This is a genomic window from Sphingobium lactosutens (assembly GCF_013393185.1).
GTDB lineage: Bacteria > Pseudomonadota > Alphaproteobacteria > Sphingomonadales > Sphingomonadaceae > Sphingobium > Sphingobium lactosutens_A.
Genome location: NZ_QJQX01000036.1, coordinates 54,755 through 70,165, shown reverse-complemented (window position 1 = coordinate 70,165; position 15,411 = coordinate 54,755). Strand labels below are relative to the sequence as shown.

Here is a 15,411-nt window from a genome sequence, read left to right as displayed (position 1 = left end):
CCCCCACCCGGCCACCCATATGATACTTCCGTTGGGTGGCCGGGTGGGGGAGTGGGCCGGTGCCGTCCTCACCATGCGCCGGTAGGCGCATGGTCAAAAAACATTTACGCCTTCCAGACCTTGTCCACCGCCGCGTTGAAGGCTTCCATTTCTGCCATCGAGCCGACCGATATGCGCGAGACATTGGGCCAGATCGGCCAGTTGCGGCCGATCTGGACATTGGCGGCGAGGATTGCGGCCTGCATGTCCTTGGCGGGCTTGCCCCAGTCGACCATGAACATGTTCGCCTGGCTGCCGGGGATGACCTTGATCCCCTTCGCCTTCAGATGGCTGACCGACTTTTCGCGGGCGGCGTTCATCTCGGCGCGGCGCGCCTTGATGAGGTCGGCCTGCGCGACCGAGACGGTGCCGCAGGCGACGGCGGTCATCGGCAGCATCGCCGTCACCTGCCCGCCGTCATAGCGCATCATCTTTTCCATCAGCTTGGGGCTGGCGAAGGTGAGGCCGAGGCGCATGCCGGCCATGCCGAACAGCTTCGAGAAGGTGCGCAGGATCAGCACGTCGTCGCGCGTGGCGGCGAGCTTGGCGGCGTTGGGGCCGTCGACCCAGTGGATATAGGCTTCGTCGACGACCAGGATCGCGTCCTTGGGCTTGTTGTTGGCCAGCCATTCGATGTCGGCGATCGGCGTGACGGTGCCGGTCGGATTGTTGGGCGAGCAGATATAATAGACGCCCGCATTGGGATCGGCCGCGAGCATCGCCTTCACGTCGTGGCGATAGTCGCTGGTCAGCGGCACCTTCGTCACCTTGGCGCCGATCCAGGCGCCGGTGCGCCAGATGGCTTCATAGGTCGGGTCGGCGGTGACGATGCCGCGGGTGGGCGAGGCGAAGCTGACCGCGACGCGGTTCAGCGGATCGGACGAGCCGGGCCAGGCGGTGACGCGGTCGGCGGAAATGCCCTCGACCGAGGCTACGGCGTCGAACAGCTTCTGATGTTCATTGTCGGGTTCGTAGCGATTGCCTTCCTGCACCAGCTTGAAGGCGGCTTCGGCCGCGACCGGGAAGGGGCCGGTCCAGCATTCATTGGCGCCGATGCGCACCGCCCCGGCGACGGCCTTCGCTGCTTGCTGCGCCGCTGCGCCGGTGACGTGGAGGGCGGCTGCGCCCGCGCCCATCAGCGCGGCCACTTTCGCCATCTGGCGGCGCGAATAGCCGCGGTCGAGTAGATCCTGTTCAAATGCCGGTTCGAGTTGCGTCGCCATGATCCCTGGTCTCCCTGCCGGGCCATGGATGGCCCTTACGATCTGCTGGACGATTGTATAGAATCTTTCCGCCATGCAAATGCGCTCTACTCATGAATATCCTTCGTATCGGAATAGGAAACGCCTTGGAAAGCGGCCCTCCTATCTGTTAGCGCATTGATATGCCCAGCACCCCCGCCGCCGCCGCCCGTCAGATCCTCATCCGCCTTCAGGAAGTGATGGCGTCGCGCACCAGCGCGCAGGCCAAGCTGAACAAGGTGGTGGAGATTATCGGCGAGTCGCTGTCGAGCGAGGTCTGCTCCATCTATCTGGTGCGCGAGGGCGTGCTGGAACTGTTCGCCACGCGCGGCCTGAAGCAGGAAGCGGTGCATGTGACCCGCATGGCGATGGGCGAGGGTCTGGTCGGGCTGATCGCCACCAATGTCGAGACGCTGAACCTGGACGAGGCGGCGTCGCATCCCGACTATAGCTATCGCCCGGAAACGGGTGAGGAGCTGTTCCACAGCTTTGCCGGCGTGCCGATCGTGCGGCGCGAGCGCGCGATCGGCGTCCTGTGCGTGCAGCATGTGGAGCCGCGCCGCTATGAAGAGGTCGAGATCGAGGCGTTGCAGACGGTCGCCATGGTGCTGTCCGAACTGATCGCCAATGCCGAACTGGCCGATGACGGCCCGGCGGACGCCCGCGTGGCGGACACCGGCACGACCATGTTGCACGGGCTTCAGCTGGTGATGGGCATGGCGCGCGGTCATGCGGTGTTCCACCAGCCGCGCATCCATGTCGAACATACCGTCGCGGAGGATACCGAGGCCGAGCGCGCGCGCGTGATTTCCGCCTTCACCAAGATGCGCGAGCAGATCGACCGCATGACCGGCGCGGCCGAGTTCGGCACCGAGGGCGAGCATCAGGAGGTGCTCGAAACCTACAAGATGTTCGCCTATGACGAGGGCTGGATCAGGCGCATCAACGAGGCGATCGACAGCGGCCTGACCGCCGAGGCGGCGATCGAGCGGGTGCAGCAGCGCACCCGGATGCGGATGCGGCAAATCGACGACGCGCTGCTCCAGGACCGGATGCACGATCTGGAGGACATGGCCAATCGTCTGCTCCGCATCGTGTCGGGGCAGTTGGGCACGGCGGCGACGATGGGCCTGCGGCAGGACGCGATCCTGATCGCGCGCAATCTGGGGCCGGCCGAACTGCTGGAATATGACCGGCGGCGGCTGAAGGGCGTGATCCTGGAAGAAGGATCGCTGACCGCCCATGTGACCATCGTTGCGCGCGCCATGGGTGTGCCGGTGCTGGGGCGCGTCCGCGACGTGCGCCATCAGCTGAATGAAGGCGACCTCATCCTGATGGATGTGGGCGAGAACAACCTGCTGATCCGCCCCAACGCCGACATGGACGAGGCGTTCGAGAACAAGCTGCATGTGACGCAAAAGCGCCGCGCCGAATTTGTTGCGATGCGCGACCTGCCATCGGTCACGACCGACGGGCAGCGGGTCGAGCTGATGGTCAATGCCGGGCTGCGCGAGGATGCGCAGCAGCTCGATCTGGTCGGCGCGGACGGGATCGGCCTGTTCCGCACCGAATTCCAGTTCCTGGTGTCGGCCACCCTGCCGCAGCGCGAGAAGCAGCAGCGGCTCTACAAGGATGTGCTCGACGCGGCGGGCGATCGCCCGGTCATCTTCCGCACGGTCGATATCGGCGGCGACAAGGCGCTGCCCTATATGACGCGCGACGGCGACGAGGAGCTGGAGGATAATCCGGCGATGGGCTGGCGCGCGCTGCGGCTGGCGCTGGATCGCGACGGCCTGATGAAGGCGCAGGCGCGCGCGCTGCTGGAGGCGAGCGCGGGCAAGGTGCTGAACGTCATGTTCCCGATGGTGTCGGAACCCTGGGAATATGAGGAGGCGCGTGCGCTGGTCGAGCGTCAGCGCGAATGGCTTCACGGGCAGAGGAAAAAGCTGCCGATCGCGGTCAAATATGGCGCGATGCTGGAAGTGCCTGCGCTCGCCGAGGTGCTGGATATATTGCTTCCCCGGATCGATTTCCTGTCGATCGGTACCAATGACCTGACCCAGTTCCTGTTCGCCGCCGACCGGGCGCATCCCAAGCTGGCGGAGCGGTACGACTGGCTCAGCATCGCCATATTGCGCTTCCTCGACCGGGTGGTGCGGACCTGCCAGGACTATCAGGTGCCGGTCGGCGTCTGCGGCGAGATGGGAGGACGCACGCTGGAGGCGATGGCGCTGATCGGCCTGGGGATCCGGCGCCTGTCGATCACGCCGGCATCGGTCGGGCCGGTCAAGGCGATGATCCGCACGGTGGACGCCGAAGAATTGCGCCTGTTGATGCGGGAATATCTGGATAGCGGCGCGCGCGACATTCGCGAACGCCTCACCGCCTGGGCGGTCGAACGGGATATAGAGCTGAAATGAACCGCACTGGAATTCCATATGTGCCGGTGGCCCCGATGATATGGAAGTTCGTTCACCCCATGGGCGATGGTTCACGCCTCCATTCGTCTTTTGATTACCGCATTCTGCGAGCCGTCGGCTGGTCCAGCCGGCGTCAGAATGCTCCAGTGCGGCGTTGACAACGCACGTCCCGCAATGAGACAAGGCCGCCCTCAAAGGTCGCGGAGCAGCATGGCAGAAGAACCCGAAGTCGAAACCGGCGCGGTCGAGGCGCAGGATGTGCAACCCATGTCGCCGGGCGCCAAGCTGCGCGCGGCGCGGGAAGTGCAGGGCCTGTCGATTCAGGATGTGGCGACCCGCACCCGCATCGCCCAGCGGCAGCTGGAGGCGGTGGAGCGCGACGATTATGCCGCGCTGCCCGGCATTCCCTATGCGGTCGGCTTCGCCCGTGCCTATGCCCGCACCGTCGGCGTCGACGAAGTGATGATCGCGGCCGAGGTTCGCAACGGCGTGCATGGGTCGGACCTGGGCGCCAACCGCTATGAGGCGTTCGAGCCTGTCGATCCGGCGCGCGTACCGTCGCGCGCTCTGGCCTGGACGGCGGCCGTCATCGTCATCCTTCTGGTCGCAGGCTTCATGGTGTGGCGCACGCAGATGTTCACGCCGCCCACCGGCGAGGAAATCGCCGCACAGGAAGAAGCGAAGCCCGCCGCCGCCCGTCCGGCTGGCGCCGCGCGGGCGGCGCCTGTGGCGCAGACGGTCGTCTTCACGGCTGTCGATGACGTCTGGCTGCGCATCACCGACGAAGCGGGCGAGCGGCTGAAGGACGGCATCATGAAGAAGGGTGAAAACTTCACCCTGCCGGCCAATGCCCGCAACCCGATGATCGTGACCGGCCGCCCGCAGGCGCTGAGCGTTACCGTCGGCGGCAAGCCGATCCCGCCGCTGGGCGCGGCCGATCGCACCATTTCCGACGTGCCGGTCAGCGCCGAGGCGCTGCTGGCGCGCGGTGCGGCCGCCGGCGCAGCGGTGCCTGCGCCCGGACAGCCCACCGGCGGCGCCCCGGTGCCGGCCCCAGCGCAGCCCGCGCCCGCCGTGCCGCAGACCAGCGCTGCCGCAGCCAACTGAATTGCCGCTGCCAGGCCGGTTGAAGGACGTGCTTTACCACGCGGAATAACGGCTTATGGTTAAGGCACATATTTTGTCGGGGATTATCATGCGTCACGCCTTTTTCGCGACCTCTGCTCTGGTGGGGGCCGCGCTGCTTTCGATCGCACCGCCGGTCGTCGCCCAGAGCGGCGGGGTCGAATTGCGGGTCGATCGGCTGGAGAAGGAAATGCGCGCGGTGCAGCGCAAGGTCTTCCCGGCCGGCACGCCGCTGGAAGCCGAGATCACCCGCCCCGCAACGCCCAGCGTCGCGCCGGGCACGCCGGCCAGCGCACCGATCGCGGACCTGACCGCGCGGGTGGGGGCGCTGGAATCGCAGCTCGCCTCCGTGACCGGGCAGGTCGAGGAAAATAGCTATAAGCTCCGCCAGCTGGAGGAAGCCTTCAACAAATATAAGGCGGAGACCGACGCGCGTCTGTCGCAGCCCGAACCCTCCGCGCCCGCCACGCGCCCGACGGTGAACGTGCCGGCCGAATCCGTGACCGCCGCGCCGCGTCCGTCCGCGCCCCGGCCCGCCGCGCCCGCCGCTGCAAGCGAGGAGCGCAAGACCGCCGTGGCCGCGATCGAGCGGCCCAGCAGCGGGAATGCCGGTGAGGACGCCTATAGCTATGGCTTCCGCCTGTGGGACGCGAAATTCTATCCCGAGGCGCAGGCGCAACTGAAAACCACCGTCGACAAATATGGCGACGCGTCGGTCGGCAGCCGCGCCGCCAATCTGCTGGGCCGCGCCTATCTGGATGACGGCAAGCCGGCGCTGGCCTCCGTCGCCTTCTATGAAAATTACCAGAAGCGCCCGCGCGGCGACCGTGCCGCCGACAGCCTGGCCTATCTGGGCGAGGCGCTGATCCAGCTCAAGAAGCCGGCCGACGCCTGCAAGGTCTATCAGGAACTGGAGCAGGTCTATGGATCGAGCCTGTCGTCCAGCCAGCGCGGCATGATGGACAAGGGCCGCACCAAGGCGAAGTGCAACTGAGCGAGGCGCATGGCCGGGCTGCGCTGGAAGCCCGGCTGATCGCGGCGGTCGACGCGCTGGCCGGGGGCGACCCGGCGGCGCGCTTCGGCGTTGCCGTGTCGGGCGGGCCGGACAGCATGGCCCTATTATATCTGGCCGCGCGCGTCTTTCCAGGGCGGGTGGCGGCGGTGACGCTGGACCATGGGTTGCGCGCGGAATCGGCGGCAGAGGCGGCGATGGTCGCACGCTGGTGCGCCGATCACGGCATCGATCACAGCGTCCTGACGCCCGATGCGCCGGTGGCCGGCAATGTCCAGGCCTGGGCGCGGGGGCAGCGCTATGCCCGGATCGAGGCGTGGCGGGCGGAGCGCGGCATCGACTGGATCATGACCGCCCATCATGCCGACGACCAGCTGGAAACCATGGTGATGCGGCTCAACCGCGGATCGGGCGTCGGCGGGCTGGCCGGCGTGCGGGCGCGGGCGGGGCGGGTGATCCGGCCGCTGCTGGGCGTGCGCAAGGTGGCGTTGATGGCGCTGGCGCAGGCCGACGGGCTGCCCCATGTCCATGACCCGTCCAATGTCGATCCGCGCTTCGACCGGGCGTCGATTCGGGTGGCGCTGGCGGGGGCGGACTGGCTGGATGCCGAGGCGGCGGCGCGCAGCGCAGCGGCGCTGGCGGAGGCGGAGGCCGCGCTGGAATGGAGCGTTGCCGATCTCGCCGCGCGCCATGTCCGGGCGGAGGGCCGGGCCTATGTGCTCGACCGGACCGACCTGCCGCGCGAATATCTGCGTCGGCTGCTATTGGTGATGCTGGAGCGGGCGGCGCCGGGCGCCTTGCCGCCCCGGGGTGATTCGCTGGATCGTGCCATTGCCGCTGCCGCTGAGGGCGGGCAGGCGAGTCTCGGCGCATGGCTGCTGAAGGGCGGAGCGGCGTGGACCCTGTTGCCCGCGCCGCCGCGCCGCTGATCGTTACGGAAAGGTTCCACGGCCGGGCGCGCGACTCTCACGGCTGGGCGCTTTGTTGCAGTGCAATGATGTTTTCTTAACGCCTGCCATGGTTAATCCGTCCCGATTTTTGCGGGATAGTGACGAATATGGTGGAATTTGCGGCTCTGACCTACGGCCTGTTGGCGAGCGTGATCCTTTCGGCGGCGAAGCGGAACCACAAGCTGCGGCAGCCGCATCCACCGCTGCTTCTCTATATGGGCTATCTTTTATGTGGCCTGTCGGCTGGTGCGGCGATCGCGCTCGGCTATATGGTTGTCAGGACGATATTCGGCGGCTGACCGTCGCGCGCATCCGCTTGCGCTTTTACAGGCGTTCCCTATCTTGGCGGGTGAAAGAGAGTGATGATGAACGACGAGAAAGACCCGCAGGGCAATCCCTGGATAAAGAGCGCGATGATCTGGGCCGGCGTGATCGTCGCCCTGCTGCTGTTCGTATCCATGTTCGACCGCCCGGTGGGCGCGACGGGCAGCGAGATCGCCTATTCCGAATTCCGCGCCAAGGTGCAGGAAGGACAGGTCAAGGACGTCGCCATCGCACCGGACAAGATTTCCGGCACGCTGTCGAGCGGCCAGAAATTCTCGACCCTGCCTGTCGCCGATCCGGGCCTGACCGGCCTGCTGGACGATTATAACGTCAAATATTCGGGCCAGGCCGAAGCGCAGCCCAGCTTCTGGATGATCCTGGTCTACCAGTCGCTGCCGTTCCTGCTGATCCTGGGCATCGCTTTCTTCGTGCTGCGCCAGATGCAGAAGGGCGGCGGCGCGGGTGGCGCCATGGGCTTTGGCAAGTCCAAGGCCAAGCTGCTGACCGAAAAGCATGGCAAGGTGACGTTCGACGACGTCGCCGGCATCGACGAAGCACGCGAGGAATTGCAGGAAATCGTCGAATTCCTGAAAGACCCGAGCAAGTTCGCGCGGCTGGGCGGCAAGATTCCCAAGGGGGCGCTGCTGGTCGGTTCGCCCGGTACCGGCAAGACGCTGCTGGCCCGCGCGATCGCGGGGGAGGCGGGCGTGCCCTTCTTCACCATTTCGGGTTCGGACTTCGTTGAGATGTTCGTCGGCGTCGGCGCCAGCCGCGTGCGCGACATGTTCGAACAGGCCAAGAAGAACGCGCCCTGCATCGTCTTTATCGACGAAATCGACGCGGTCGGCCGTCATCGCGGCGCGGGCCTCGGCAACGGCAATGACGAGCGCGAGCAGACGCTGAACCAGTTGCTGGTCGAGATGGACGGTTTCGAGGCGAATGAGGGCATCATCATCGTCGCGGCGACCAACCGTCCCGACGTTCTGGACCCCGCGCTGCTGCGTCCGGGCCGGTTCGACCGTCAGGTCGTGGTGCCGCGTCCCGACATCGAAGGCCGCGAAAAGATCCTGGCCGTCCATATGAAGAAGGTGCCGCTGGCGCCGGACGTCAATCCGCGCACCATTGCGCGTGGTACGCCCGGTTTCTCCGGTGCCGACCTCGCCAATCTCGTCAATGAAGCCGCGCTTATGGCTGCCCGTCGCGGCAAACGTCTGGTCGCGATGGACGAGTTCGAGGCGGCCAAGGACAAGGTCATGATGGGCAGTGAGCGTCGCTCGATGGTCATGACCGACGACGAAAAGAAGATGACCGCCTATCATGAGGCGGGCCATGCCATCGTCGCGGTCCATGAACCGGCGTCGGACCCGATCCACAAGGCGACGATCATCCCGCGCGGCCGTGCGCTGGGCATGGTGATGCGCCTGCCGGAGCGGGACAGCTACAGCTATCACCGTGACAAGATGCACGCGAACATGGCCGTCGCCATGGGCGGCCGCGTCGCCGAGGAAATCATCTTCGGCTATGACAAGGTCTCGTCGGGCGCATCGGGCGATATCCAGTACGCCACCAAGCTGGCGCGCGACATGGTCACGCAGTGGGGCATGTCCGACAAGCTGGGTCCGCTGCAATATGAGGAGCAGCAGGGCGAAACCTTCCTCGGTTATTCGCAGAGCCAGCGGGTCCATATGTCGGACGAGACGGCGAAGCTGATCGACAAGGAAATTCGCGGTCTGGTGGAGCAGGGCTATACGCGGGCGCAGGAAGTGCTGAAGGGTCATGAGGACCAGTTGCACCTGCTCGCCAACGCCATGCTGGAATATGAGACGCTGTCCGGCGAGGAGATCAAGACGCTGCTCGACAAGGGCGAGATCACCCGCGACGACGGCACGACGATCAAGCCTTCGGTGATCCCGGCGGCTGGCTCTTCGATCCCTCGCACGCGCAAGCGCAAGGGGCCGTTCGGCGACCCGACACCCGCCGGGGCGTAAGCCGGTCGGCCTTGCATTGACGAAAAAGGGCGTGGCCGTGGAGGCCGCGCCCTTTTTGCTTTGGGCGGCAGGGTTCGGTCATTGAAATGCGCGATCGGAACGGCGATGGAAAGGAACCAGCCGGAGCCTGCCATGACCCATATTGCCCTTCCCGCCAGCCTGCACGACCTGCCGACACCCTGCCTCGTGCTGGATGGGGCGCGGATGGCGCGAAATATCGACCGGCTGCGCGATCGGCTGGCGCAACGGGGCGTTCCGCTGCGGCCGCACCTCAAGACCGGCAAGTCGATCGAGGTGGCGCGGCGGATGATGACGACCCCCGAAGGGCCGGCGACCGTATCGACGATGGAGGAGGCGCGGCGCTTTGCCGCGGCGGGGGTAAGCGACATCGTCTATGCGGTCGGGATCACGCCGGCCAAATTGCCCGATGTGCTGGCGCTCCGCGCGCAGGGCGTCGACCTCGCCATATTGCTCGATTCGGTGGAACAGGCGGTCGCCGTGGCGGAGGTGTCGCGGGCGGCCGGGATGGCGATCCCGGCGCTGATCGAGATCGATTGCGACGGCCACCGTTCAGGCGTGCAGCCCGGCGATCGCGACCGGCTTTGCGCGATTGCGACCGCCCTGACGCAGGGCGGGCAATTGCGCGGCGTGCTGACCCATGCGGGCGACAGCTATGGCGCGCAGGGCGAGGAAGCGCTGCGCGCCGCCGCCGAGGCGGAACGTCTGGCCGTGGTGACGGCGGCGCAGAATCTGCGGGACGGGGGCTTCGCCTGCCCGGCCGTAAGCGTCGGCTCCACGCCCACGGCGCTGAGCGCGGTCGATCTGACCGGCGTGACCGAGGTGCGGGCGGGCGTCTTCGTCTTTTTCGATCTGGTCATGGCGGGTATCGGCATCTGCAGCCATGCGGAGATCGCGCTGTCGGTGCTGGCGACCGTCATCGGCCATCAGGAGGACAAAGGCTGGATATTGGTCGACGCCGGCTGGATGGCGCTGTCGCGTGACCGGGGCACGGCCAGCCAGGCGGTCGACCAGGGCTATGGCCTGGTGTGCGACCTGTCCGGTCGACCGTTCGGCGACCTGATCGTGGCGCAGGCCAATCAGGAACATGGCGTGCTGGCGCTGCGTGCCGGGTCGTCGGAGAGCCTGCCGAGCCTCGCCATCGGGGATCGGGTGCGTATTTTCCCGAACCATGCCTGCGCCACGGCGGCCCAGCATGATCGCTATCATGTGGTGCAGGCGGGATCGGACGTTCAGGCCATCTGGCCGCGCTTTGGCGGCTGGTGACGGACGGCCCGGAGTTGGAGGCCAGCGCGGCAAATGCCGGCAATCAAAAGATTGCCCAGTCGTAAGTCTATCCTGTTTAGATTGAATCAGGATAAACTCCATTTTCTTTTGTTTTCGGTGATTTCCGAGCCTTGCAATGGTCCATTTCACTCGAAATCACTCTAAACCGGCCCGCGTCGAGGCGGCTTGTTCCGGCGGCTGGCCAGCTTCTTCTTCAATCGAACGCCCTGCACGCCCCAGTCTCCGAAATGGACGCCCGCGAGCAGGATCAGCAGGCCGGTCAGGAACAGCGTCATGGTGAGCGGCAGCGCGAGCAGGACGTCCACGATCCGGTCGGTCGGGCTTTCGACCGTGCCGGGACGGTCTATGCCGAAGAGCGCGAGGCCATCCTCGACCGACCGGCCGCCCCATTCGCGCTGGAACAGCCATTCGCCGACCTCGATGGCCAAGATGGGCGGTGCGATCAGCATGCAGGCAAGGCCGATGACGATCATCGCTTCGGCGAGAAGCTGGCGGGCCAGATCGGCAACGCCCCGGCCATGGTGGGCGATATCGCCACCGGACCGGGCGGATGTCGGCAGGAAGCCTGAACCCGTCATGGACTGCGGGCGCGGTCTGGCGAAATCATAGCGTTCCAGCTTCGGCAATATGCGTCGGTTCAGCAGGGCGTTGCATCCCTTCTCGACGCAGAGTTGCTGCGCCGACGTCATTTCCTCCCGAAAGCTGTCCGCCTGGCCCTTGCGCATGCGCAGGGCGTCGGAATCCGACCGGTCATAGGCATGGCCGGGAATGCCCTCGGCGATCTCCACCGCGCGCATCCTGTCGAAGGCCGATTGTTCCACCGCATGGCGCAGCGCGCGCGCATCGACCGGCTCGCCCAGAAACAGAAGCAGCTTGCCCATCTCCGCCTCGGTATCGGCAATGAGATCCTCATAGAAAATGACATGATGGCGGTGCCGCGACAGGCCCCAGCCCCAGCTGTTCATATAGCGGGCATAATGGGGAATACCGACATGCCTGTCCGTCAGAAACGCGTCCATGCTGCCCGTGAAGGACATTTTGTGCCGGGTGACGTGGTGATAATGGGAATTGAGCGCCCCGCGCGGATCGCGGATCAGGAAGATGACCGGAAGGCGACCAGGTAGGATCGGGCTGTATCGCAGATGCGTGGACGGCACCAGCGGGAAGGCGGCTTCCTCCGACCGGCGCAGGAAGGCGGGGATGCCGCGCACCGGGTCCAGATCGAAATTGGGTGTGAAATCGAACATGGTCCGCGTCGTGACCGGCGCATATTGGCGGGACGCCAGGAAATATTGGGCGAGCAGGAAACGCAGCCACGTCCTGCCCGACTTGGGATAGGAAGCAAGCAGCGCGGTCGCGGCGCCTGACGTCAGGCGCAGGCTGCGGGTGGCGGACATGCGCCGGGCCAGCAGGGCGGGGCGATGCGCGATCGATCGGATCAGATGGGTTTCCATCAACCAATATTAGCCGCGAGGCGGCGGCGCGCGGGGCGGGCTTTTGGATGATAACCTTATGGCTTGCGCCTTTTTGCAGATATGCCGCGATCATCCTGCCGATCGCCGTGCAGCCCGTGCCCCGCACCGGGCCAGTTGGCCCGCGCAACAAAATGATGCGAAGGGTCTGGCCGTTCCGGGGTGAAGTGGTTACATGGGCCGCCACGAATCCCCCAGCGGTCAGGTTTCCCCTCAGCCCGGTCCGCGCAGCAGAAAGTGGCTTTCACATGGATATCCGCCTCGGCCTCACCTTTGACGACGTGCTGTTGCAGCCCGCCGAATCCGATGTGCTGCCCAGTCAGGCAGACACCTCCACCCATGTGACGAAGGCGATCAAGCTCAACATCCCGATCCTGTCGTCCGCCATGGACACGGTGACGGAAGCCGACATGGCGATCGTCATGGCGCAGCTCGGCGGCATCGGCGTGCTGCACCGCAACCTGACCGTCGAGGAACAGGCCGATGCGGTGCGCGCGGTCAAGCGGTTCGAAAGCGGCATGGTCGTCAATCCCATCACCATCCTGCCGACCGCCACGCTGGCCGACGCGCAGATGCTGATGCAGCGCCACAAGATCAGCGGCATTCCGGTGGTCGAGGCCAACGGCAAGCTGGTCGGCATCCTGACCCACCGCGACACCCGCTTTGCGGAGAACCCCGCGCAGCCGGTCAGCGAGCTGATGACGAAGGACAATCTCGCCACTGTCAAGGTCGGTGTGGGTCAGGAAGAGGCGCAGCGGTTGCTGCACCAGCGCCGGATCGAAAAGCTGCTGGTGGTGGACGACGCCTATCATTGCGTGGGCCTCATCACCGTCAAGGATATCGAGAAGGCCGTCACCTATCCGCAGGCGACCAAGGACAGCACCGGACGTCTGCGCGTCGCCGCCGCCTCCACCGTGGGCGACAAGGGGCTGGAGCGGAGCAAGGCGCTGATCGACGCGGAATGCGACCTGATCGTCATCGACACCGCCCACGGCCACAGCAAGCAGGTCGCAGTCGCTGTCGAAGCCGTGAAGAAGCTGTCCAACCATGTCCAGGTCGTCGCCGGCAACGTCGCCACCGCCGAAGCGACCAAGGCGCTGATCGGCGCGGGTGCGGACTGCGTGAAGGTCGGCATCGGCCCCGGCTCCATCTGCACCACCCGCGTCGTCGCCGGCGTTGGCGTGCCGCAGCTGACCGCCGTCATGGATTCGGCCGAGGAAGCCGCGAAGCATGGCGTGCCGGTGATCGCCGATGGCGGCCTGCGCACCTCGGGCGACGTGGCGAAGGCGCTGGCGGCGGGCGCGGGCTGCGTCATGGTCGGGTCGCTGCTGGCGGGCACGGCTGAAGCGCCGGGCGAAACCTTCCTCTATCAGGGGCGCGCCTATAAGAGCTATCGCGGCATGGGCAGCGTCGGCGCCATGGCGCGCGGCAGCGCCGACCGTTATTTCCAGGCGGACATCAAGGACCAGATGAAGCTGGTGCCCGAGGGCATTGAAGGCCAGGTGCCGTTCAAGGGGCCGGCCAAGGACGTCATTCACCAGCTGGTTGGCGGCGTGAAGGCGGCAATGGGCTATACCGGCAGCCGCACGATCAAGGATCTTCAGGAGCGCGCGCGCTTCGTCCAGATCACCAATGCGGGCCTGTCCGAAAGCCATGTCCATGACGTGACCATCACGCGCGAAGCGCCCAATTATCCGACGCGCTGATAACAGATAAATTCCCCTCCTTTCCGGGGAGGGGAGGATTTATTATGACCCCATCCGCCCGCATCCAGGCCGCGATCGACCTTCTCGACGCCATCATCGCGTCGGCGCGCGATGGCGGGCCGGCGGCTGATACGCTGATCGCGCGCTATTTCAAGGAGCGGCGATACGCCGGGTCGCGTGACCGGCGGGCGGTCCGCGATCATGTCTATGATGCGATCCGCCGGGCGGCGGAGCGGCCCGAAACCGGGCGCGAGGCGATGATCGGCGTGGCGCAGGAGCGACCCGAAATCGCCGCCCTGTTCGATGGGTCCGTCCACGCGCCGCTGCCGATCGAGCCGGGCGAGACCGGGGCGGAGGCGGGCGCCGTGCCGGGCTGGCTGCAACCCTTGCTCGCCGCGCCGGTGGAGCAGGATGCGCTGCTGGGCCGCGCGCCCGTCGACCTTCGCGTCAACCGGCTGAAGGCGACGCCGGCCGACGTCGCGCTGCTGCTGGCCGATGCGGCGCCGATCGCGGGCCTGCCCGATGCGCTGCGCCTGCCCGAAGGATCGCCGATCGAGCAGAATGAGGCCTGGAAGGCTGGGCGGGTCGAGGTGCAGGATGCCGGCAGCCAGTGGATCGCGGCCGCCTGCGGTGCGCAGCCGGGCATGACCGTGGTCGACCTGTGTGCCGGTGCGGGTGGCAAGACGCTGGCGCTCGCTGCCGCCATGGCGGGGCAGGGGCGGTTGCTGGCGGCCGACACCATCCGTTCGCGCCTCGCCCGGCTGGAACCCCGCGCCGAGCGGGCCGGGGCGACCTTCATCGAGACCCTGCTGCTGGACCAGGCCCATGAAGCCCGCGGGCTGGCGCCTGTGCAGGGGCAGGCGGACGTCGTGCTGGTCGATGCGCCCTGTTCGGGCACCGGCACTTGGCGGCGCAATCCCGAGGCGCGCTGGCGGCTGACGCAGGCGCGGCTGGACCGGCTCGTCGCGGAACAGGCCCGCATCCTCGATTTCGCCGCGCCCTTGCTCGCGCCGGATGGCGTGCTAGTCTATGCGACCTGTGCGCTGACCGACCGGGAAGGGCGCGATCAGGTCGATGCCTTCCTCAGCCGCCATGCCGGCTGGACGGCCGAGCCGATCGACTTGTCCGTCGGCCGGCGCCATGGCGAGGGGCTGCTGCTGACGCCGGGACATGACGGCAGTGACGGCTTCTATTTCGCGCGGCTCAAGCGGGGGGCTTGAAACAGAGCATGGACAAGGCCGCGCAAAACCGCGACACTTGGTCGGAATCAACGCCTGAAACATGGCTGGAGACTATAATGCGTTTCACCCCTGCCTCGATTGCCCTTGCTGCCGTTCTGACCACCGTTTCCAGCATGGGGTTGAGCCAGAAGCCGGACAACCAGATCAGCCCGCGGTCGATCGAATGGCAGAAAGCCGGCGAGGAAGCGCGCAAGGCCGGCAATTTGCAGGGCGCCAACGACGCGCTGGAAAGCGCGCTGGCTGTCGACCCGCGCAATCGCGCCGCCTTCGTCGAGTTGGCCGAGGTCGCCCGCGCGCAGGGGCTGCAGGGCAAGGCAATCCGCCTCTACAAGGAAGCGCTGCTGCTCGACCCCACCGATGTCGCGGCGCTGGCCGGACAGGGTGAGGCGATGATGGAAAAGGGCGCGGTCGCGCGCGCCAGGGAAGTGCTCGCGGAGGCGCAGAAGCTGTGCAAGGGCGACTGCGCGCCCGTCGGCAAGCTGGCCGCCGCGATCCGGAAGGGACCGCCCGCCGTCGCCATGACCAGCAAGGACGCGGTGCCGGTGCCGCAGGGCGGGCAGGGCAAGACCACCGAGCAGCCCTGATCCG

The 15,411-nt window shown here is 66.6% G+C and carries 12 protein-coding genes; 10 read left to right on the top strand and 2 right to left on the bottom strand.

What is annotated here, in order from left to right; genetic code table 11:
- Positions 1–104 precede the first annotated feature (104 nt).
- A complete protein-coding gene (locus tag DM806_RS06740) occupies positions 105–1,262 on the bottom strand; it encodes a pyridoxal phosphate-dependent aminotransferase (protein WP_179042457.1) in 1,158 nt (385 codons plus the stop codon).
- Positions 1,263–1,423: 161 nt separating this feature from the next.
- Between DM806_RS06740 and ptsP the strand changes: the two genes are divergently transcribed.
- The 7 genes from ptsP (at position 1,424) to DM806_RS06705 (ending at position 10,383) form a co-directional block, all read left to right on the top strand.
- Complete coding sequence (gene ptsP, locus DM806_RS06735) at positions 1,424–3,700, top strand: phosphoenolpyruvate--protein phosphotransferase (RefSeq protein WP_179042456.1); 2,277 nt, start codon at positions 1,424–1,426, stop codon at positions 3,698–3,700.
- A gap of 210 nt (positions 3,701–3,910) precedes the next feature.
- Positions 3,911–4,807 carry a helix-turn-helix domain-containing protein gene (locus tag DM806_RS06730; RefSeq protein WP_179042455.1) on the top strand — a complete coding sequence of 299 codons (897 nt, stop codon included), beginning with the start codon at positions 3,911–3,913 and terminating at the stop codon, positions 4,805–4,807.
- Between the two features lie 88 nt (positions 4,808–4,895).
- On the top strand, positions 4,896–5,819 hold the full coding sequence (locus tag DM806_RS06725; protein WP_179042454.1) for a YbgF trimerization domain-containing protein: 924 nt from the start codon (positions 4,896–4,898) through the stop codon (positions 5,817–5,819).
- Entirely contained in the window at positions 5,816–6,766 is a 951-nt protein-coding gene (gene tilS / locus DM806_RS06720; RefSeq protein WP_218647397.1) for a tRNA lysidine(34) synthetase TilS, read from the top strand. The genes DM806_RS06725 and tilS overlap by 4 nt, the downstream gene beginning before the upstream one ends.
- A 128-nt stretch (positions 6,767–6,894) precedes the next feature.
- Entirely contained in the window at positions 6,895–7,086 is a 192-nt protein-coding gene (locus tag DM806_RS06715) for a hypothetical protein (protein ID WP_179042452.1), read from the top strand.
- A gap of 66 nt (positions 7,087–7,152) precedes the next feature.
- Positions 7,153–9,099, top strand: coding sequence for an ATP-dependent zinc metalloprotease FtsH (ftsH, locus tag DM806_RS06710; RefSeq protein WP_179042451.1), 1,947 nt, complete (start codon positions 7,153–7,155; stop codon positions 9,097–9,099).
- A gap of 132 nt (positions 9,100–9,231) precedes the next feature.
- Complete coding sequence (locus DM806_RS06705) at positions 9,232–10,383, top strand: alanine racemase (protein WP_256869146.1); 1,152 nt, start codon at positions 9,232–9,234, stop codon at positions 10,381–10,383.
- A gap of 161 nt (positions 10,384–10,544) precedes the next feature.
- Here the strand turns inward: DM806_RS06705 and DM806_RS06700 are convergent, their stop codons facing one another.
- Positions 10,545–11,858, bottom strand: a complete 1,314-nt coding sequence (locus tag DM806_RS06700; protein WP_179042449.1) for a sulfotransferase domain-containing protein — start codon at positions 11,856–11,858, stop codon at positions 10,545–10,547.
- 266 nt (positions 11,859–12,124) lie between these two features.
- On the opposite strand from DM806_RS06700, the gene guaB reads away from it, so the two are divergent.
- From guaB to DM806_RS06685, 3 genes are all read left to right on the top strand, one after another.
- Positions 12,125–13,582 (top strand): IMP dehydrogenase, encoded by a 1,458-nt coding sequence (guaB, locus tag DM806_RS06695; protein ID WP_179042448.1) that lies wholly within the window; start codon positions 12,125–12,127, stop codon positions 13,580–13,582.
- A 44-nt stretch (positions 13,583–13,626) separates the two neighbouring features.
- Positions 13,627–14,802 (top strand): RsmB/NOP family class I SAM-dependent RNA methyltransferase, encoded by a 1,176-nt coding sequence (locus tag DM806_RS06690; protein WP_179042447.1) that lies wholly within the window; start codon positions 13,627–13,629, stop codon positions 14,800–14,802.
- A gap of 77 nt (positions 14,803–14,879) precedes the next feature.
- Positions 14,880–15,407, top strand: a complete 528-nt coding sequence (locus DM806_RS06685) for a tetratricopeptide repeat protein (protein WP_179042446.1) — start codon at positions 14,880–14,882, stop codon at positions 15,405–15,407.
- Positions 15,408–15,411 lie beyond the last annotated feature (4 nt).

Bases quoted from the DNA above. Each gene is read 5' to 3' on its own strand.
- DM806_RS06740 (WP_179042457.1), bottom strand. From the start codon at position 1,262: ATGGCGACGCAACTCGAACCGGCATTTGAACAGGATCTACTCGACCGC.
- ptsP (WP_179042456.1), top strand. From the start codon at position 1,424: ATGCCCAGCACCCCCGCCGCCGCCGCCCGTCAGATCCTCATCCGCCTT.
- DM806_RS06730 (WP_179042455.1), top strand. From the start codon at position 3,911: ATGGCAGAAGAACCCGAAGTCGAAACCGGCGCGGTCGAGGCGCAGGAT.
- DM806_RS06725 (WP_179042454.1), top strand. From the start codon at position 4,896: ATGCGTCACGCCTTTTTCGCGACCTCTGCTCTGGTGGGGGCCGCGCTG.
- DM806_RS06715 (WP_179042452.1), top strand. From the start codon at position 6,895: ATGGTGGAATTTGCGGCTCTGACCTACGGCCTGTTGGCGAGCGTGATC.
- ftsH (WP_179042451.1), top strand. From the start codon at position 7,153: ATGAACGACGAGAAAGACCCGCAGGGCAATCCCTGGATAAAGAGCGCG.
- DM806_RS06705 (WP_256869146.1), top strand. From the start codon at position 9,232: ATGACCCATATTGCCCTTCCCGCCAGCCTGCACGACCTGCCGACACCC.
- DM806_RS06700 (WP_179042449.1), bottom strand. From the start codon at position 11,858: ATGGAAACCCATCTGATCCGATCGATCGCGCATCGCCCCGCCCTGCTG.
- guaB (WP_179042448.1), top strand. From the start codon at position 12,125: ATGGATATCCGCCTCGGCCTCACCTTTGACGACGTGCTGTTGCAGCCC.
- DM806_RS06690 (WP_179042447.1), top strand. From the start codon at position 13,627: ATGACCCCATCCGCCCGCATCCAGGCCGCGATCGACCTTCTCGACGCC.
- DM806_RS06685 (WP_179042446.1), top strand. From the start codon at position 14,880: ATGCGTTTCACCCCTGCCTCGATTGCCCTTGCTGCCGTTCTGACCACC.